This window comes from Beijerinckia mobilis (assembly GCF_000745425.1).
Classification (GTDB): domain Bacteria; phylum Pseudomonadota; class Alphaproteobacteria; order Rhizobiales; family Beijerinckiaceae; genus Beijerinckia; species Beijerinckia mobilis.
The window spans coordinates 1-1925 of the sequence record NZ_JQJH01000050.1 but is presented as its reverse complement, the minus strand read 5'-3'; the positions used below and the strand labels follow the sequence as shown (position 1 = coordinate 1925).

Below are 1925 nucleotides of genomic sequence, written 5' to 3'. Positions count from 1 at the left end.
GGGAAAAAGGGTCCAAGCCCCGCTTGTCAGCTGACTCGGTTTATGACTAAGCAGGGCACTAAGGCGCGAAGGCAATAAGGCAATAAAGTGTTAAGGTGTCGAAGTATTAACGTGGTCGGTAAGCGAGTGAGCCATGTAAGCGAGTGAGCCACCCAACCACTTTTTCGCGTCCTACCGCGTTCATCTATCTTCTATCCACCACCATGCCTCCAAATCAGGTCCGATCTCGCCAGGATTCGATCCAGCAAGAAGGTCGCCTTTTGCTTGCAATAGAAGCTATTAAAAGCAAAGAAATAAGCTCTATACGACGGGCTGCGGATCAATTCCACGTTAACCGTTGTACGCTCGCGCGTCGGCTTCGTGGTACCATTAACCGTGCTGAATCTCGCGCAAATTCTCATAAATTGACACAAATTGAAGAGGAACTACTTCAACAGCGGATACTATCGCTAGATCGACGTGGAGCCGCCCCTACACAGGCTCACGTACGAGAAATGGCCAATTTGCTTCTTGCAAAGCGTGGTTCTACTCCGATACAAACTGTCGGCGAAAAATGGGTATATAATTTTATCCAACGTCATCCAGAGCTTAAATCTCGCTTTTCACGACGATATGATTACCAGCGAGCATTACAAGAGAATCCAAAGATTATCCAAGAGTGGTTTAATCTTGTTCAAACCACAATTCAGCAATATGGTATTCTTGCGGATGATATCTATAATTTTGATGAAACTGGTTTCGCAATGGGTCTCTGTGCGACTCATAAAGTGATTGCTCGATCAGAATACTATGGTCGAAGATCAGTTTTACAGCCAGGAAATCGTGAATGGGTAACTGCAATTGAATCAATCAGTGCTTCAGGATGGGCTCTTCCACCAACACTTATCTTTAAGGGCAAGCAATATAATCAAGCATGGTTTAAAGAGCTTCCATACAATTGGCGCTTTGAAGTTAGCGCAAATGGATGGACATCTGACAAAATAAGTCTTCGCTGGCTTCAAAAACAATTTATTCCATCAACAAATAGCCGTACACATGGCAGATACCGACTTTTAGTTCTTGATGGACATGGAAGTCATCTTACACCAGAATTTGATCAAATATGTGCAGATCATAATATTATACCAATATGTATGCCTGCACATTCCTCACATCTTCTACAACCACTTGATATTGGATGTTTTGCGGTTTTAAAACGTGCATATGGTGGTTTAGTTGGCCAGAAAATACGACTTGGGATTAACCATATCGACAAACTTGATTTTCTTACAGCTTATCCACAAGCTCGTACCGATGCATTCCAATCAGAGACAATTCGAAATAGCTTCCGAGCAGCAGGATTAGTGCCTTTTAATCCTGAACCAGTACTGTCAAAGCTTAATATTCAGCTTCGAACACCTACACCACCTCCAAGCCGCAGCAGTCAAGCAAGCATTTTTTGTCCTCATACACCTGTAAATGTGGACGAGCTTTATAAACAAGCAGCTTCGATCAAAGCTTTTCTAAAACGACGCTCAAAAAGTCCCCCTTCACCGTCACAGACTGCGCTAAACCAGCTTATCAAAGGCTGTCAAATCGCAATGCAAAACGGCATCTTTCTTGAGCAAGAAAATAAGCAGCTACGTGAGGAGAATACTGTACAGAAGAAAAAGCGTACTCGTACGACTAGATGGATAGCTCACGATAACGGTCTATCTGTACAAGAAGCAATGGAGCTCGAGGAAGCTCATAATGCATTCTTTCAGGCAATACCAGGTCCGCGAGTGCCACCAGCACAAGATACGCAAACGCCGAAGGCACGGGCCCTACCTAAATGTGGTAATTGTAGTGAAATAGGGCATAAAAAGAATGCTTGTCCAAATAGGGAATAATGAATATAAAGGCGTTGTGGTTGATATATATCTATAAATGTGTAAAAAAAGTGG

Annotated in this window: 1 protein-coding gene; it reads left to right on the top strand. The window is 43.1% G+C overall.

Going from position 1 to position 1925, the window contains the following annotated elements:
• Positions 1-494: 494 nt before the first annotated feature.
• Complete coding sequence (locus DL88_RS21170) at positions 495-1871, top strand: hypothetical protein (RefSeq protein WP_305953031.1); 1377 nt, start codon at positions 495-497, stop codon at positions 1869-1871.
• The last annotated feature ends 54 nt before the right edge of the window (positions 1872-1925 follow it).